Raw genomic sequence first — 17,684 nt, 5'->3', positions numbered from 1 at the left:
TTTCTGAAACTGAAGCTGTTTTTTTCGATAATACTAACTTAAATATGGTTAAGATCCGGTACGGCTTTCTTATATTGCAATATAATGTCATCCCTGGTGTTTTCCATGTATCTTAACATCTTCTGACGATAGAGATTCACGGTTTCCTGATATTGCGGTTTGTCAATTAAATTTTCCAAGGCATCCGGATCCCTCCTTAAATCATATAATTCTTCTTTTTTCCGATAATCATACATCTGGACACGGGCGGCAACGGTCTCATCGTTTTTTGCTTCGTTCACCATTGCCTGATACGTCCGCCCCATTTTCGATTCATTCATGAACTGATAACTGCCATCTGACCATTCATTGAATATGTAAGCATACTCTGCATCCTGAATTGCCCGCATGGGATATAAATCATGCCTGGCTGTTGACGTAATCTGAGTATAAACATCTTCCCATCCAGACTCCTTATGCCCCTTCAGTATCCCTGCGTAAGAACGGCCATCCATATCTTCCGGAATGGGCAGTTCCAGCAGCTCCAGCATTGTTGGCATAAAATCAATTCCTGAAACGAAGTGAGCCGTATCTCTTTCCCCAGCTTTTGTTACACCGGGGGCCCTGACAATCATAGGAGTACGATTGCTGTTTAAATAACAGTTTGTTTTAGCAAAAGGAAATGCCATCCCGTTATCACTTAAAAATACAATAATAGTATCGTCATACATCCCCGATTCCTTTAATGCTTTTAGTACCATTCCCATTGTTTCATCGCAGCGATGTACACTGGAAAAATATTCAGCAGCTTCTTTTCTGACCTCAGGTATATCAGGAAGGAAACCAGGTACGGCTACTTCCTCCGGTGTATAATAGCGGGAAGCATAAGTATGATACCCGTATTTCTTTAATTCCTGATCGCTGCCGGCAAAGGGACGGTGCGGATCGTGAGAATTAGCCATAAAGAAGAACGGCGCATTTTCTGTTTTTGATTTATCAAAAAACTCTTTTGCCTTTTGATAATAAATATAAGGTGCTCTGCCATAGAGATGTTTCGCATTGAATACATCTCCCATATAATCCCACTCAAATTTTTCAATCGGCTTACAGTGCTCTTCTTTCCCGCAAATACCATTTATGTAGCCATATTTATGTAGGTATTCCGTTAAGGTAGTCACATCTGCAGCAATGGGATCAAATCCTGGTGCACCGTTTCGATGAGGATATTTTCCTGTTAACAGGCACTCTCTCGATGGCATGCAGATTGCAGCTGTTACATGAGCCCGTTCCAATAACAGCCCCTCTGCTGCAAGTCTGTCCAGATTAGGACTGATGTCCTCCACCGGGCAGCCAAAAGCACCAAGAGAATTATAATTCATATCATCCGCCACTAAAAATAAAATATTTTTTCTATCCATAAAATTAAGCTCCTATCTTACTTCAGGCAAATCTCTGGCTGAAGCTGGATTTTGGCTCCATCGCTCCCCATCGTTCATACCGGTTTCTTTTTCCCATGCCATCATCCATTTGTGCATATGCCAATGCTCCACGAAGGACTTTTCTTGTTGTTTTGGATCTGCAAACGTCAGGGCAATACTTCTCAGTTCACTGGAAAGTTCAGGATTACTATGATTTAAATTGGTCTTTTCATTGGAATCTCTGGCAAGATCAAACAGCATATCTTCATCCTCATAGCCATGATAGGTAATATACTTATAATGATTCTTTCTTACCATGATTCCATAGGATCTTTCATTGAGATCACCTGCCATAAACTGACTGATAACTGCCCGCTCATAGTCCGGCTCTTCCGCTTTTGTCAGGACTTTCGCAAGACTGGTCCCATCTGTTTCAACGGGAAATTCCACCCCGGCCAGTTCACACATCGTTGGTCCTAAATCCATAATGCTGACGGGTGCATCCACGCTTCGTGCACAACCAATGCCATCTCCGGCAAACAGTAACGGAATCTTCGCCGACTTTTCAAAAAATGTCTGCTTTCCATATAAACGGTTTTCTCCAACCTGATCGCCATGATCTGACAGATAGCAGAATATGGAAGACTGATTGGAACGTTTGGAATAATCGTTAAATGCAGCCCTTACCCTGCCGATCTGTCCATCCATATGCTCAATCATTCCGCAATAAGCTGCAAGCGCCTGCCTGGCACTGTCCGCATCAAAGGAACGTTCTTTTTTCTTTTTTTCCAGCAGCCGGTTCATCGGCATATCCGTTTCAAAGCTGTCAGGTACGGTTACACGATTTAAATATTTCAGATACAATTCTTTTGGCGCCACATACGGGTAATGGGGGCCATAGGTACCAACAACAATCAGCTGAGGCTTTTCATGCTCCTGTGACAGATACTCAAGAGCTGCGTCCACCACCGCCTCATCATAATGAAGCACCGGTGATTCTCCGCCGCCTATTACATCCGTACAGCAGGTATCCATAAAACAGTCCTTAAATACCCCTCGCTCCTGAGCCAATGATTCACCTGGCCGGTTCCATGTGACTGGTGTGATATCCCCCACCAGACGTTTTGTAAAACCATGCCTTTGATCCTGACCAATAAAATGCATCCGTCCAATTAACACAGTCTCATACCCTGCAGCTGCAAAGGGATGTAAAAATGTGGGTGTCATATCTGCCAGGGTATCAAAATTTGAATATACCCCTGTTTTAGAAGGCAGCTTTGCTGACAACATTGACATTCTGGCCGGAACACACAGTGGACAGGAGGTATAACTCTCTGTAAAATTAGTCCCGTCTTCCCTTAGTCTGTCTAAATTCGGCGTCTCAACCGGCACAGCACCCCATCCGGAAAAGATGGGGCTGTGCTGATCGCTCAAATATATTAATATATCGGTTTTTTTCATGATTTTCTCCTATTACTCTGCCATTTTTGCTCGTATTCGTTTTGCCTCTGCTATTCTTATTTTCTTCTTTTTCCATGCCTTGATCTCATTTTCATTCATACGGTAGATCATCAGGATCAGGAAGAGAAAATAGATGACTAAGGTCTGTACGCTGTTGTCTAAAGCCAGCTTGGAGAGACCGAGAGTTAAAATTTTAATTGACAATACAGCCATTAAAATACCGACTACAGAATTGCTGAAGCGTGCCAGAGTCATTCCAAGCATAACCGCAAACATATTACCCATAACCGTAGCGCGGGAATCCATACCTAAAACCGGTGCCAGATTACCTTTGAAAACGGTGTCGAAGATTCCGGCGATAGCGACCAGACCGCCTGCTATGGTATAACAGATTATACAATTAGAGAAAATATTAATTCCTGAGTTCATGGCAATCCTCTGATTTCCCTGAATTGCTTTGCGGTTATAGCCAAATGGTGACATCAGGAATAAATATCCCATTACCAAAGTTACCAGCAGCACTACGATGGATATAAAAGTTACGTTCGATAAAATTGCCAGCTTACTGTTTCCGAATGTCTGCAGCCCTTTTGATCCAAATGCTGAGAATGAAATACATTCATAGATCAGGGCCATTCCCATACCAAGAATCATGGGAATAATTCTGGTTTTTACAAATGCCACACCAACCAGGAAACCGGCAATCACACCAAATAAGATACTGATAACTAATGTACCGATTCCTCCCATTCCCAGGCTTAAAGCAATATTACCTCCAAATATTACCGCCAGAATCATCTGGGAGCCAAGTGAGAAATCCATTCTTCCAGCTGGCAGATTGCAGCTGAGAGCCAGTGCAATACAAAACAAAGAGGCGAAGGTTCGAGCCAGATTCTTCAAATCTGCCATATTATTAATAACTCCTGCTCCAGTTACCATCCGGGCGATAATTTCCATAATCAGATATATCCCTACCGGTACACATAAGGAACAGATGGCATTTTTAATATTCAATCTAAGTGCGCTCTTATTCATGGCAGTCTCCTTTATTGGGTAAGCCCCAACATCTTTAAGCAATTATACAAAGTTAAATCACCTAACATGGTGTGTATTTCCTCATTGGTAAGACTGGGATTCGTCTTTTTAATCATCTTATCAATCATATCGGAATTAAATACATAAGTGGATTCATCCTGGTCCAGCTGTTCAATTTCAGCCAATTGCTGCGGTCCGTCACAGCCCCAGTTTAATGCCTGGAATTTCATTGCCTTGCCATCTGGCTTCAGAACATCAGAATCCCCTAACAGACCATTCATCAAAATTGCAAAGCCTTCGCCGGCAATTACCGTTGTTGACTTTACTACAGCAAAATCCAATGCCTTATTACCAGTACAGTCATCCGTATTCATTGCAGTATGTAAAGATTCGGATAATTCACCAACAGATGCCACCATAATGTTTTTGTTAAATGACCGTTCTGCTTCATCAATAATCTGTGATAACTGTGTATAAGTATTGCCGGCACCCATTACTACATCATATTTTCCAGTTAATAACGCTGCCGAAATACCCGTGATTACATCTTCGTTTTTCATCTCTCCCGGATACAGATAAACATCAATCCCTTTATCGTTTTCTGCCATTGTAGGTTCACCGGCAACTACCAGTTCATCAATCGGCTTGGTGAATTTTAAATCATACGCTTCCTCAACTGCTTCCATAATCGCGGTTGCGTTGAGACGATGAGCCTCATTATTTTTACAAGCCAGCAGAGTTGGAATCAAAATGCCGTGTTTTTGGCCGTCGCCAAGGAAATTTTCAGCTGCTATTTTCATCTGGGCAGCCGTAGATGACTGCTGGGAACCAAAACCACCGCAGAAATATTCCAATCCGTCAATGCTTGAGGTGTTAGCTGTTCTTTGAACTGCATAATAGATACCCAGCTCCTGGCATTTATTTCCGGCCTGTTCCCAGTAAGTAGGTGAGAAACTGAGGATGCCCTTGGCTCCGGAAATTTGCGCATTTTCAATAAAATTAAGTTCTGCCTCGGCTGAATCCAGTGCCTCCGAAACAATAAATTCTACATTGTATTTTGGAGCTATATAATTTTTAAGGTAATCAATCCGTTCCAGGTTTTCATTGGACATATCTCCAAAAGCCAGCCCGATTTTAAACGTTTCGTGGTCAGTAGCATGATCGTAGTTTGCAGCCTGAGTTGTGTTAGCAGCCGTACTTTCACCCGCTGCTGTGCTGCCTGCAGCTGTAGTGGTTGGCTCAGCCACAGCCTCTTCCGATGCGCTTTTGCATCCTGCCAGACCTGCAGCCATCATGGTAAATGCCATTGCAATTGCCAATACTCTTCTTTTCATTCTTCATTCCTCCTAAAATTGTTTTCTGGTTGGTAATACATCTGGTCTTTCGCTGTTTAAATACACTAACAAAAGGAATAAAATTCCCCGGATCCCCTGTACGAGTGAGTTATCCACTCCCATCATCAGAAGCCCCTTGTTTAACACTACTACCGTTATTGCTCCCAACACACCTGCGTAGCATTTGGAACGGTCACCGCCAAAAATTGACATTCCTCCCAGTACGGTTGCCAGCATTACATCCATACCCATACTTCCGGCTGTAGATGTAGTAATCGTTCCTACACGGATAATCGTGTAAACGGCCGACAAGCCTACCCCGACTCCTGCAATCAGGAAACTTAAGCGGATATAAGTTGACTTTCTTAAGCCGCTCTGGGTGGCACAGTTTTCATTTCCGCCAATGAAGCGAACTGCTCTGCCAAATGGTGTGAAATTGTAAATCACAATTGCCAGAACCAGATACAACAGCAGAGTCACCATCCGGAATGCGCTCTTTTCCAATGCCGAGCATATGGCAAAAGGTACAGTTAAATCTACAGCACCTACCAGAGATTCCTGTATTGCCTTATAAATCTGCATCATAACAATTGCGGCAGTGGTTGTTTTAATATGTAAGCTGACTGACAAAGTGGAATTCCATGCCATCAGAGCCAGACAGATCAGGAGTGTTACCAGAATCATAATTACTGTATTTTCTGTTGCCAGATAGATTTTTCCGCCCACCGTTGCTGCCAGGGCAATAACCGCTCCGATCGAGATATCCAGATTGCCGGTGGTATAGATAAATGCAATACCAATGGTGGCTGTTGCGGTTATGAGTGCCTGATTAAAAATTCCGGTTATATTTGCTTTTGCAAAGAAGCGTCCTCCTGTGCCTAACCCAAACACAAGCAGTAGAAGAAATAAAATGGCAAAAGGAAACACTTCCATGAAATAACGGTTTTCCTTTATTTTTGTTAATTGTTTCACTTGAATTTCCTCCCTTAAATCATGTAATTAATCAGGTCATGCTCATTTAAACCATCTTTGCGGTAAAATTCGCCGCTGACTGCACCATCCCGCATAATCAGCAGCCGGTCACTCATGCCAATCAGTTCCGGTAACTCTTCACTGATCATAATAATCGCTTTTCCCTGTTTTTTCATTTCATACATCAACTGATACATGGCAGCTTTCACTCCAACATCAACACCTCTGGTAGGACAGTCAAGAATCAATATGCTGGAATCAGCGGCTATCCACTTTCCAAATACCACTTTCTGCTTATTGCCGCCTGATAGAAACCGGACCGGCTGATTTATATTGCGGCATTTTATTGACAGATTTTCCACTTGGTCTGTTACATACTTTTTCTCTTTCTTAAAATCGATCAGGGGCTTTTTCCAGATGTTCTTCCAATAGCCGGTGCTTTGAATGTTTTCTTTGACGGGTGCCATAAGTTCCAGAGATTCCGAATCCCGGTTTTTGGAAACATACCCCATACCATGCTGAAAAGCAATAATACTGTCCTTTACAACCGTGTTAGTTTCAGTGAGAATTACTTCACCGTCAATTATCTCGTCCAGACCATAGAGGGCACGTCCTAAAGCATGCATGCCGCAGTCTGACAAACCGCCGATACCAAGAATCTCACCTTTATGTAACTCCAGGTTAAAACACATCAGATCATTCAAGGTAGTAATATAGTTTGCTTTTAAGACGATTTCATCGCTGCAGGTATCGTTGTCATTCCGGTAATAATTACCCTGAATATCACGTCCTACCATCAGCTTTTTGATTTTACTGTCCTCAAAATCTTCTTTTTCCAGATTATCGATAATCTCACCGTCACGTAAAATTGTGAGAACGTCACAATGGGTCATCATTTCTTCCATATCATGGGAAATAATCAATACCGACTTACCCGCATCTGCCAGGCGGTGCATAATTTTATACAATATATCTCTGCCGCGCTGGGACAGGGCAGTCGTGGTTTCATCTACAATCAATATCTCAGGATCCAAAGACATTACCTTTGCAATCTCAATCAGTTTACGCTTTTGCATATCCAGCAGTCTGGTGGGATAGGACGCATTGATATAATCAATTCCGCAATCTGTCAATGCTTTCTCGGCAGCCTTTGTCATTGCCTTCCTGTTGACAAAGGGTCCCTTTAAAAAACCAGCCGCATTCCCCAGAAAAATATTCTCGGCTACTGTTATATTTTCGATTGTTCCGGCTTCCTGGACAATCATACCGATTCCGGCCTTTGCTGCTTCTAACATTGTCTTTGGTTTCCATGGATTTCCATGGTAAAACATCTCTCCATCCGTAGCTGGCTGCATTCCTGCAATAATTGATGAAACGGTTGATTTACCGCTTCCATTCTCCCCTATTAACCCTCGTATTTCTCCTTTCCTGATTTGAAAATCTACATGGTTAAGGGCTATGGTTGATCCGAAGTTCTTACACATATTCCTGACTTCTAATACAACTTCACCTTTCTCTCTCATTGTTCTGACCTCTCTCCATTTGATATAAACACATTGTAATTGATTTTTTCTTTCACTTCTCCCAAATAAACGAACATTATTTTAGAATTTCAGGTCAGAAATAAAAAAGTTATAATTCCTTATCGAAATTACAACTTTTTATTTTGCTCTTTTCGAACAATGACAGGCTTAGCCTTTTATATTATTTTGAAGTACCTCTTTTAAAGCTCCTAAATATTGTCTGCATTCCGGCAGTATTACCTGTGTTTTGGTGCTGTAGGAATCCGGCGTACTGGCAATAGCCCCTGCCGGAAGGCAAACGGTTCCGGTTTCTAATAAAGGATCCCCGGTTTTAACCTGCCAATCCAGTAATAGATTCTGCATTTCATTTTTCTGCTTTTGATATTCCGGACATTCTGCAAGATTATTCCGTTCCTGCGGATCACCCACTAAATCGTATAATTCTTCCATTGGCAGTTTCTGTTCAAAAATACCAGCCTGATGAAAGATTTCTTTCGGTTCACTGTCATCAATGTGGCATGGGATCTGATATGGATATTCAGCCAGATAATGACGTATGTACTTATAACGGCTGGTCCGCACTGACCGAACCGGTTCGCAGGCAATATGATAATTAATTTCGCCGTATATTTCATTGCGCACTTCTGATGATGTCTGGTTTAGAACAGGCAGAAAAGATACCCCCTGAAGCCATTCCGGCTGCGGCAGGGACAGAATTTCACAAAGAGTCGGATAAAAGTCAATCTGGGATAACAAAGCATCTGAACTCTGGCATGGTTTTGTTATTCCAGGCGCTTTGATAATCATCGCAACACCGGTACCATCATCATACAATGTGCACTTTGCCTTGGGAATTGGCAGTCCATGGTCGGTAGTAAATACAATCACCGTATTCTCATATTCCCCAATGGCCTTTAATGTCTCAATAATTTTTCCACAATACCGATCCATACGCTCCAGGGCTATTTTTAATCTGGCCATATCCTGCCTCGATCCTGCCTGATCCGGCACTCCCTTAGGCGGCATAATATAGCTGCAGTTATATTCCTGGGGCAGATCGGGATATTCCCTATGGGTACAGCCATAACCCACGGCTAAGTAAAATGGCCGGTCTGTCGTTTTTCTGGACTGTAGGTAAACAACTGCAGCCTCTGTTGCCATCTCATCCTGCATTGTCAGAAACTCTTCCTGGCGAATTCCTTTTTGATAATAAGCTTCGCCATTCAGTACCTTTTCATAGCCAAGCTCGGACTCTGACCTTGTTCTGATCTCATGCTGCACTCCTGCCAGAACAGTTTCATACCCCTGCTGTCTTAAAAAAGCTGCCAAATGTGTCTTTTTGTCTGTAATATCAAATCCTCTGTGAGCCAAACCAGTTAATCCGTTATTGTGTGGATATTGTCCGGTCAGCAGTACTGCCCTGCTTGGCGAACAGGTGGGACTGGCACAATGCATGTTGCGAAGCAGCATCCCATCTTTTGCCAGCTGGTTTAGATTCGGAGTTTCTACATCATATCCGTAGATATTTAAGTATCTGCCTATATCATGAGTGTTTAAATATAAAAGATTCATAGCCATTCTCCTTTTTTGTTGCCAGAAATTTTTGTGTTGTTTATGTTGCATTTGCCTTGTCTTTGTTAGTCATACTCTAACATATTGCATATATAATTTCAACTTGAAATTATATAATGTTGATTATACGTTAATAACGCAGCAAAAAAAGAGCAGAATATGTATATTGTACACACTCCACTCCATTTCATCAAAAAACGTTACCGCCTAATTTTTTGCGCTTATGCCAGCACCCATTCCAGAGCTAATTTTGCAATGCTTTGCTCCACCTGAACCTGCTGTTCATTCCTGATGATCCAATTAATCTGGTAAAGCTTCTCATCGAAGACCAGCTTATCAATTTCTTCTTTTAACGTATCGATGACTCCATGATAATGTTCGAATAATTCGCCATACAGAACGAAGGTTCCCGGATTGATGTTTACCAGTATCTGAGAAATGGCAAACGCCAGTTTTTTTAAAGCTTCATCAACAATTATCTTTGCGTCTGCCTCTCCCTGACTGGCTGCTAAACATATCTCCTTAACGGAGCTGCAGGACGACTGGGTTAGCTGTCTATATGCCTCGATCAGCAGACTGTTGGTAACGTATGCTTCCAAATGACCTCTTTTGCCACAGCTGCACAGTTTTCCGTCAGGAATAACTGTCAGATGTCCAAATCTGGCAGCCATATTGCTCTGACCATCAATAATCTTACCATCATAAATGATACTGCCGCCGATCCCCTCGTCCATATACAGATAAACCATGGCGTTTTCAATTACACTATCCTGCATATATTGGGCTTTTAAGTCAGCCGCCACATTGTTTTCTAAATAGACCGGGCAGTCAAATATTTGATTTAAATACTCCTTAACCGGTATCCATTCTCTGGTTTCCATGGCATAAAGAATACTTCCCGTCTCTTTGCTAATCAGTCCTCTGGCAGCAATGCCAATGGTTAAAAGCTGTTCCCGGTCAATACTGCACGTTAAAAGCAATTGGCCGATGCCGCGTTCCAGTGTTGATAATAATTCTTCGCTTCTACTGATGGCAATGGTACTCCACTGTACTTTTTCAATTATCTCTCCCAGAACATTCATCAGCACAAATACAATTCGTTTCTTTGTTATACTTATCCCGACTACATAATATGCATCTTCTCTGATATAAAGCATAATCGGTTTTCTTCCAATTGCTGTTGGTTCGGTTCCGGACTCTTTGACAATTCCAGCTTTCATTAATTGTTCCACAACTCTTGAAACCGTTGACGGAGATAAGGAAAGAACTGTTTCCAATTGGGTTCTGGAAATGGGCTGCTGCCTTAAGATTTCGCTGAAAATCCGAACCCGATTCTGGGATTTTATCTGAGCCAATCCCTTTTTCTCTACTTCTAAAAACCGCACCGTTTATCTCCTTTGCCATGAAACAATTTGTTATTAACATCTCATATCATTATAGTTAACTTTACTTTTTATTACAAGAATATTTTTATGTCAGGTTTTTTATTTCTGCTGCTGTAAATATTTACTGACTGTACGCTGAAAGATCTTCATGCTGCTGTCTACATTTTTATTTTCCTGCAGGATTTTGGATACCTCTCCATCTGCCAGATTCATGACCTGCTGATACTGGAGAAGCTTGGGTTCAATAATTCCGTTTTCTATGACATGGCACAAAAGTGTGCTGCTTATGACCTGCTCTCCTTCGTCCATGTCCTCCTGAAGACAATCTACCCCTTCCTGGGAAGAGGCCACCGCCCTAAGTGCAGGCACTCCCTGGGAATAACGGTAAACATCCATCTGCATCTTTCTCGTATAGGTCAGCTGTTTTAAAAACTCCCATGCAAGGGTTTCATGTCTGGTTCTGCTTCCGATTCCGATTAACAGGGCATCCACCTTGGATATATTTCCGCCTTCTTTATCTGCAGGAAATGTTATGCAGTCCCACTGAAATTTGGTGTACTTTTTAATCCGGTAAGGATAGGTTTTGTAGGTTCGGTACTCGGCAAAGGTAAGAGGCATAAATGCCACTTTACCCGCATTAAAATCTTCCTGTGTTACACTCTGCCCCTGATTGATATCATTCAGGCGTTTGATGTATTTGACCGCATTTAAAACCCGGCTGTCGGTAAAGGATATCTGTGCCTGATTATTCCCGAACAGTTTGCCTCCGCAGGTATATAAGGCATCCCGCCAGCTGTAATTATAAGTTCCGAACTGGTCTAAAAGCCCATCCTGATCCGTATCCTTAGTTACCTTCTGGCAAATCTCAGCCATATCTTCCCAGGTCCAGTCTTCTTTTGGCATCGTTATCCCCTCTTTTGCAAGAAGAGATTTATTTACAAACATCAGAGTCGGCACCACTTCATAGGGGAGCGCATACTGATGCTCTCCGTTTCGTCCGGTGTCCAAAGCGGTTGCAAAAAAGTCCTCCTTGTGAAAGCTGCTGTCAGAGGACATTAAATCATCCAGGTTCTTCATAACTCCAAGAGACGTAAATTTATCAAAATCTGAATCCAGCACCATGAATACATCGGGTGTTTTTCCTTCCAGAAGCTTTCTTGCGCACCATTCGGAGTAATCTTCTTTTGCAATTCCGCTGTAATAATGGATCTTTACATTCGGATGAGTTTTTTCAAAATCTGCGATGGCCCGATCCATTATTTTAAAGCTGTTGGCACTTGCCACATCCCAGTTGCTGCCGGTAAACATACCAAATTCCAGTATAACCGGACGGCTGCTTTTATGGTAGACAAGGCAGAAGGCAGACAGCATAAGCAAACATATCAGCCCGCCAGAAATAAATTTCTTTTTTTTCATAAAGCGCCCTCTGTTTCCTCGATCCGTCCTTCCACCTTATTTCTCACATTGTTCTGTACCGCCCAGATTGCAAGCTGGGTCCGGTCTCTTAAATTCAATTTATTTAAAATGGTGCTTAGATAATTTCGTACGGTTCCTTCTGATAAGTTTAAGGCTGCCGCGATTTCCCGGTTACTTGCTCCTTTTTCTACCTGCGCGATGATTTTCCATTCGGTTTTTGTCAGTTCATCCATGTTTTTTTCTTTAACTGTGATGGAATAGTCTGCTTTTGCCATTTGGGAAAACAGTCTTAAAACCTTTGCTGTTATATCCGGGTTAATCATCGCCCAGCCATTGTAAACGGTTGTAATCGCATTTGCCAGTTCTTCCATGGAGACTCCCTTGAGTAAATATCCGCTGGCACCGTATTTCAAAGCATTGTATACATATTCGTCATCATCAAATGTAGTCAGGATAATGATCTTAATCTGAGGGTGGCTTTCTTTAATTAGCTTTGTGCATTGCACTCCATCCATTTTGGGCATACGCACATCCATTAAGATTACATCCGGCTTATTTTTCCGGATGCACCGCATCACCTCCTGGCCATCTGCCGCCACATCGGTAACGGTCATGTCTTTTCTGCTGTTTAAGACAATCTGCAGACTCTGGCGTATCAGTTCCTGATCATCGGCAATCAATACTTTAATCATAGGTTTCTCCCCTCCGGATTGGTATTCTTGCATTTACAATAAAACCATCGCTTCCGTCAAACGTCACGGCTCCGTTTAACATACGAATCCGTTCTTTCATATGTTTGGTACCGAAACCGCTTTTCATTTCCTTGCATCCAATTCCATTATCTTTAATCTGAATCAGAATATCATCCGCTTCCATCTTCACAGTCACCCATATCTCTTTCGCCTGTCCGTGGCGTATGGCATTGGTAATTCCTTCCTGTACCACGCGGTAAATTGCATTTTCTTCATCTTCACCGAATTTTAAATTACTTACCCTGCAGTCGAAATAAACCCTTGTTTCGGATACGGCGTTGATGTCAGTTACCATCTTGTTAATGGCAAAATCCAGACTGAACCGGTCTAAGGCATCCGGTCTTAATTCACTTACGGAACGGCGGATGTCCTTAATTCCGTCTCTGGTTACTTTGGAGATCAGTTCCAGCTGCTTTTTTGTCTGCTCCGGTGAAGTGCCGATGATCGCAATACATGCATCGATTCCGGCTGAAATTCCTGTGAGTGTATGGCCCAGTGTATCATGAATTTCCCTTGCCAGACGGTTGCGTTCTCTGGTTTCTGCCATTTTCTCCGCCATAAGGGAATACTTTTGCAGCTGTTCGTTTACATCATGCAGCTTTTCGTTTAACCCATGTATTTCTTCGATGTTCCCCTGCTGCTCGTTTATGATATTGACACAGTAAGCGACAAATAAGATTACATTTAAGGAAATAAAAATGTTATAAATACTCAGAAAATACTGCTGTTCAGAGGCGCTGTAAAAAGCAATATAATCCTGGATGGAATACAGTCTGTACGAGATGGATAACAGTTCATAATCGGCCAGAATAAAGCTTCCAATGGCCACAGCCGCCAGGATATATCTGGATTTTCCGTTTTTTACATACAAAATAACATTGGAAAATACCAGCAGAAGAATTCCGTTGTAGTTGAAATTCAGTTCAATGATAATGGCAAAGCATACAATAAAATCTGCCACCAGACTGGTTAATATAACCTTACTGTTATTGGGAAAGAGCCGGTCTCTGATCACCATGCTTAAGGTGAGAAAACCTAAGAGCAGGGCGCAGAGCCATATTTTGGCATATGGATACCAGACGATGGCCTGAATTTCATTTAAGAATTCTCTTGCACCGTATGTTCTGCGGATTTTTTCAATTGTACCGTATATAAAAATGCTGATTCCCATTACGGATATGATGTTGAGAATGAGGATTCCTGTCTGTAGAATCCTGATCCTGCTGTTCGATTTATTTTCTTCCATCTCTCACCCTACTGCCAGCCATCGATTTCGTAGTCAGCCAGATTGTCCTTTGTGATCAGGGTACTGGACAGACTGATATATGGGTCAACCGGTTCTCCGCTTAAATACCGGTAAGCGGTTTCAGCTGCAACTCTTCCTAAGGCTTTGGGGCTTTGGGCACTGGTTCCCGTCACATACCCCATATCCAGAATTGCCTTGAAGTCAGGAGATCCGTCTATGCCGTAGATAAGAACTCCTTCCTCCTTTCTTGCCTGCTGAAGTGCGGCCAAAGCACCAAGCGCCGTTGGATCATTGCCTCCAAGAACCACATCAAACTTTTTATTCTGGTTTAAAAACTCCTCCATTACTTTGGAAGAAACCTCAATTTCGCCTGCTGCCGCATGACGGTATACCACCCGGTAATTGGGATTGTCTGCAATGGCATCGGTAAACCCCTGAGCCCGGTAGGTGATGGACATCTGAATCGGATTATCCAGTATTACAATATCCGCAGATTTCTTACGCTTCATCATGTCTAGGGCGCAGAGCTGACCTGCCTGGTAGTTGTCGGTTTCAATCACGGATATTACCAGATCCCGGTCCTTAACCACGGTATCTACATTAATAACCGCAACACCTGCCTTCTTACAGGCAATCAACGCCGGGCGGACCGCTTCCCAATCCACCGGATTTAAGAAAAGCATACTGATTCCTTCGTCAATGAGTTCTTCAATCTGTTCATTCTGTTTTTCCTGATCCTGCAAAGGATCTCTTGTTAAAAGAATGTCTCCATTGGCTTCCACCACTTCTTCAATCCCCTGTCCTAAAACATTGAAATAGGGATTATTCCGTGTCATATAAGTGGCTCCGAATATGAGAGCCTCATGAGGAGGTGCTTCGTCCTTCCTCCTGCTGCAGCCGTCTGTCGTCAAAGCTGCAATCAGTGCAATTAAGAGAAATACCGCTGCCTTTCTCTTCATGTTATTAACACCCCCAGGTTTTTTATTAATTATACCACAAAAAGCGTTTCTCTGTTAAGGAAACGCTCCCTGCCTGTGGAGATTTTTAACCTTTTTTCTTATTTCTTAAGTAGTCCACAAATACTGCCAGAAGAATCACAATACCTTTTACCACATACTGCCAGAATGAGTTGACATTCAGAAGATTCAGCCCGTTGTTTAACACACCAATAATCAGACCTCCGATAATGGTGCCTCCGATTTTACCGGAACCGCCCGCCATGGAGGTTCCTCCAACGACTACCGCAGCAATGGCATCCATTTCTGCTCCGTCTCCTGCAGTAGGCTGTCCGGAATACATACGGGAAGCCAGGACAACGCCTGCAAGACCTGCCATAATTCCGGAATAGGTATGTACCAGAAGTTTCACTCTTGCCGTGCTGATTCCGGAAAACCTGGCAGCCTGTGAATTTCCTCCCACCGCATAGATGTGGCGCCCCAGCTTTGTTTTATTCATAATAATCGCAGTAATGATTAACACAAACACCAGGATAATGACAGGGGTGGGAACTCCTCCGATATAGCCGGCACCCAGAAACTGCCATTGCTTTGTAACAACTCTCACGGGAGAACCGCCGGTATAAACGTATGCCAGACCTTTTGCCACATTCATGGTGGCAAGTGTGACGATAAACGGAGGGATGGTCGTTTTGGAAATTACCACACCATTTGCCATTCCAACTGCCGTACCGATCAGAATACCGATTAAAATCGCTGCAAATATGGGGAGATTATAACGTGCCACACAGCCCGCAGCCACACAGCCGGAAAGGGCAATGATGGAACCCACGGAAAGGTCAATTCCGCCTAAGATAATTACCATGGTCATTCCGCATGCAAGGAATAAGTTTGAAGATATCTGTCTTAGTACATTAAATATATTTTTATGTGTCAGAAATACACCGCTGGTCTTTGGAAATATGGATAAGAAAATACACAGAATCAGCAGTGCACCGATAATTCCGATGTTATCTTTTAAATACTGTTTTATATTTTTTTGAATTCTAGTTGTCATCTGATCTCTCCCTCTTTCCTACTTGGCTGCCAGCTTCATAATCTGTTCCTGGGTAATGTTTTCGCTATGGTGGAAACAGCCGGTGGTTCTTCCGTCGCACATGACATATACCCGGTCGCTCATATTTAGAATTTCCGGCAGTTCGGAAGAAATCATAATGATTGACATCCCTTCCTTCACCAGCTCATTCATGGTTGCATAAATTTCTGATTTTGCCCCTACATCAACGCCTCTGGTCGGTTCATCAAGAATCAGGATGTCAGGGGAAGTGGCAAGCCATCTTCCGATCATAACCTTTTGCTGGTTTCCGCCGGATAAGTTACCGATCAGCTGTTCCTGGGATGGTGTCTTGGTATCCATCATTTCGATATATTTTCCAGTTATTTCTTCTTCTTTTTTCTGATTGACTAAAATTCCCTTGATAAAGGTTTTAAGCACTTCAATTGTGGAGTTAAAGCGGACACTCTGCACCGGATAAAGGCCTTCCTGTTTCCGGTCCTCCGGCACCAGGGCGATTTTATATTTCATGGCATCCAGGGGGGATTTTATTTTTGCCGGTTTCCCATTTACAAATATTTCCCCGGACATACACGGCGTCAGACCGAAAATACATTTCATGGTTTCACTTCTGCCTGCTCCAACCAGCCCTGCAAAGCCGATGATCTCTCCCTGGCGCAGTTCAAAACTTGCTCCTTTTACCATCTTCCCGTCTGCTATATTTTCACATTTTAAAACAATTTCGCCTGGTTCCTTATAATCCCTGGTATAATATTTTGTCAGTTCCCGTCCCACCATCATGGAGATTAACTGATCTCTTGATGTTTCCTTAACAACTTTTGTTCCTACATATGTTCCATCTCTTAAAACGGTCACTCTGTCGCAGATCTGTTCCAGTTCATCCATTTTGTGGGAAATATAAATAATTCCCACACCTTTTTTTATCAGCATCCGCATGGTCTGAAAAAGAAATTCCACCTCTTTATCCGATATAGAGGATGTTGGTTCATCCATGACCAGAATCTTTGACCGGTAGGAAATGGCTTTTACGATCTCCACCATCTGCTGCTGGGCAATGGTTAAGTCTTTGATAAAAGCGCCCGGAGAAATGCTCATCTGATAATCATCTAAGAGCTTCCCTGCTTCCCGCTCCATTGTCTCATGGTCAATAAAACCGCCTTTTCCAGGTTCCCGTCCCAGGAAAATGTTTTCTGCCACGGTCATATGCGGGACCAGTACCAGTTCCTGATGGATGATGGAAATTCCATTGGCATGAGAAGCATTTACTCCGTCAATGACTACCTTCTGTCCTTCAATGAAAATTTCTCCCTCTTCTGCAATATAAATTCCGCCTAATACCTTAATTAACGTAGACTTTCCAGCCCCGTTTTCGCCAAGAAGAGCGTGAACTTCCCCAGGGAGCAGCTCAAAATCCACACCCTGCAGTGCATTAACACCCGGGAAGGATTTGTGGATATTTTTCATTTGAAGCAGAATTTTCTCACTCATATATTCACCTGCCTGTTCTTACACTGCGTTATCCATTTATGAGGCCAGTCTTGGAAAAAGGCACCGCCCCCC

The 17,684-nt window shown here is 42.8% G+C and carries 14 protein-coding genes; all 14 read right to left on the bottom strand.

The window, feature by feature from the left end; all coding sequences use genetic code 11:
• Window positions 1–38: 38 nt before the first annotated feature.
• Window positions 39–1,397 carry a sulfatase family protein gene (locus DS742_RS11535; RefSeq protein WP_117417162.1) on the bottom strand — a complete coding sequence of 453 codons (1,359 nt, stop codon included), beginning with the start codon at window positions 1,395–1,397 and terminating at the stop codon, window positions 39–41.
• A gap of 12 nt (window positions 1,398–1,409) precedes the next feature.
• Window positions 1,410–2,858: a sulfatase family protein gene (locus DS742_RS11530; RefSeq protein ID WP_117417161.1), complete on the bottom strand. Its 1,449-nt coding sequence runs from the start codon at window positions 2,856–2,858 to the stop codon at window positions 1,410–1,412.
• A gap of 12 nt (window positions 2,859–2,870) precedes the next feature.
• Window positions 2,871–3,893, bottom strand: coding sequence for an ABC transporter permease (locus DS742_RS11525; protein ID WP_117417160.1), 1,023 nt, complete (start codon window positions 3,891–3,893; stop codon window positions 2,871–2,873).
• Between the two features lie 11 nt (window positions 3,894–3,904).
• Entirely contained in the window at window positions 3,905–5,227 is a 1,323-nt protein-coding gene (locus DS742_RS11520; protein WP_117417159.1) for a hypothetical protein, read from the bottom strand.
• Window positions 5,228–5,239: 12 nt separating this feature from the next.
• Complete coding sequence (locus DS742_RS11515; protein WP_117417158.1) at window positions 5,240–6,199, bottom strand: ABC transporter permease; 960 nt, start codon at window positions 6,197–6,199, stop codon at window positions 5,240–5,242.
• A 14-nt stretch (window positions 6,200–6,213) separates the two neighbouring features.
• Window positions 6,214–7,722, bottom strand: coding sequence for a sugar ABC transporter ATP-binding protein (locus DS742_RS11510; protein ID WP_117417157.1), 1,509 nt, complete (start codon window positions 7,720–7,722; stop codon window positions 6,214–6,216).
• Window positions 7,723–7,890: 168 nt separating this feature from the next.
• The gene (locus DS742_RS11505; protein WP_170313435.1) at window positions 7,891–9,294 is read right to left on the bottom strand and encodes a sulfatase family protein; all 1,404 of its coding nucleotides are present in this window, start codon (window positions 9,292–9,294) and stop codon (window positions 7,891–7,893) included.
• A gap of 221 nt (window positions 9,295–9,515) precedes the next feature.
• A complete protein-coding gene (locus tag DS742_RS11500) occupies window positions 9,516–10,679 on the bottom strand; it encodes an ROK family transcriptional regulator (RefSeq protein WP_117417155.1) in 1,164 nt (387 codons plus the stop codon).
• Window positions 10,680–10,778: 99 nt separating this feature from the next.
• Window positions 10,779–12,050, bottom strand: a complete 1,272-nt coding sequence (locus tag DS742_RS11495; protein ID WP_367575501.1) for an ABC transporter substrate-binding protein — start codon at window positions 12,048–12,050, stop codon at window positions 10,779–10,781.
• A gap of 41 nt (window positions 12,051–12,091) precedes the next feature.
• Window positions 12,092–12,787 (bottom strand): response regulator transcription factor, encoded by a 696-nt coding sequence (locus DS742_RS11490; RefSeq protein WP_117417153.1) that lies wholly within the window; start codon window positions 12,785–12,787, stop codon window positions 12,092–12,094.
• Window positions 12,780–14,093: a sensor histidine kinase gene (locus DS742_RS11485; RefSeq protein ID WP_117417152.1), complete on the bottom strand. Its 1,314-nt coding sequence runs from the start codon at window positions 14,091–14,093 to the stop codon at window positions 12,780–12,782. The genes DS742_RS11490 and DS742_RS11485 overlap by 8 nt, the downstream gene beginning before the upstream one ends.
• Window positions 14,094–14,101: 8 nt before the next feature.
• The gene (locus DS742_RS11480; RefSeq protein ID WP_117417151.1) at window positions 14,102–15,052 is read right to left on the bottom strand and encodes a sugar ABC transporter substrate-binding protein; all 951 of its coding nucleotides are present in this window, start codon (window positions 15,050–15,052) and stop codon (window positions 14,102–14,104) included.
• 85 nt (window positions 15,053–15,137) lie between these two features.
• Entirely contained in the window at window positions 15,138–16,106 is a 969-nt protein-coding gene (locus DS742_RS11475) for an ABC transporter permease (protein ID WP_117417150.1), read from the bottom strand.
• A gap of 18 nt (window positions 16,107–16,124) precedes the next feature.
• Entirely contained in the window at window positions 16,125–17,612 is a 1,488-nt protein-coding gene (locus tag DS742_RS11470; RefSeq protein ID WP_117417149.1) for a sugar ABC transporter ATP-binding protein, read from the bottom strand.
• Window positions 17,613–17,684 lie beyond the last annotated feature (72 nt).

The sequence above is a fragment of the Lacrimispora amygdalina genome (assembly GCF_003432035.1).
Taxonomy (GTDB): domain Bacteria; phylum Bacillota; class Clostridia; order Lachnospirales; family Lachnospiraceae; genus Lacrimispora; species Lacrimispora amygdalina.
Note: the sequence above shows the minus strand (reverse complement) of the source record. Positions and strands in the feature narration are given on the sequence as shown.